Genomic DNA, 879 nt, shown 5'->3' on the forward strand with positions numbered 1-879 from the left:
GGGCGTGACGCTGATCGTAACCGAGGAGAAGGCCATCGCTGCGGCACTGACCGCGTCATTCCGCTGCCGGATGGTCACGCTGAACATCCATTCGTCGCTGGAGGCCGTCGGCTTCCTCGCCGCCATCACCACGCGCCTCGCCGCCGCCGGCATGGGCGTGAACCCGGTTTCGGCCTTCTACCACGACCATCTGTTCGTCCCCGCCGACCGGGCGGAGGAAGCGCTGGAGCTGCTGGTTGGGTTGGCGGCTGAGAATCGAAGCTGAGGCTGGTGCTGCCCCTCATCCCCCTGCCGGGACCTTCTCCCCGTGAACGGGGAGAAGGGAGCTAACGGCCAAAGGCCGAGCACGCGACTGCGGGCCGCCGATCGTTCGGCGCCCCCGCGGAGGGCCCGCCGCGGCAGCGGCGATACGGCCCGTGAGCGAAAACTAAGCCGCCTTCTTCTTCGGCTGGATCAGGCCGCGCTCGACCAGCAACTCGGCGATCTGCACCGCGTTGAGTGCGGCGCCCTTGCGCAGATTGTCGGAGACGATCCACATCGACAGGCCATTGTCGATGGTCGAATCCTCGCGGATGCGCGAGATGAAGGTGGCGTCCTCGCCGGCCGATTCCAGCGGCGTGATGTAGCCGCCGTCCTCGCGCTTGTCCAAGACCTGGCAGCCTGGGGCTTCACGCAGGATATCCCGCGCCTCGTCGGCGGTGATCGGCTTTTCGAACTCGATGTTGACCGCTTCCGAATGGCCGATGAACACCGGCACGCGCACGCAGGTCGCCGTCAGCTTGATCTTGGGGTCGAGCATCTTCTTGGTCTCGGCGACCATCTTCCACTCTTCCTTGGTGGAGCCGTCGTCGAGGAACACGTCGATGTGCGGGATGACGT

General features: G+C 66.0%; 2 protein-coding genes. One reads left to right on the forward strand and one right to left on the reverse strand.

Annotated elements, in window-relative coordinates:
• On the forward strand, positions 1–265 hold a 265-nt coding region (locus EN984_RS36205), incomplete at its 5' end, for an ACT domain-containing protein (protein WP_127384434.1).
• A gap of 162 nt (positions 266–427) precedes the next feature.
• On the opposite strand, the gene EN984_RS36210 is transcribed toward EN984_RS36205, so the two are convergent.
• Positions 428–879, reverse strand: a 452-nt coding sequence (locus tag EN984_RS36210; protein ID WP_281057390.1) for an Asd/ArgC dimerization domain-containing protein, incomplete at its 5' end; no start/stop codon positions are given.

Source organism: Mesorhizobium sp. M7A.F.Ca.CA.004.12.1.1 (genome assembly GCF_003997835.1).
Lineage (GTDB): Bacteria > Pseudomonadota > Alphaproteobacteria > Rhizobiales > Rhizobiaceae > Mesorhizobium.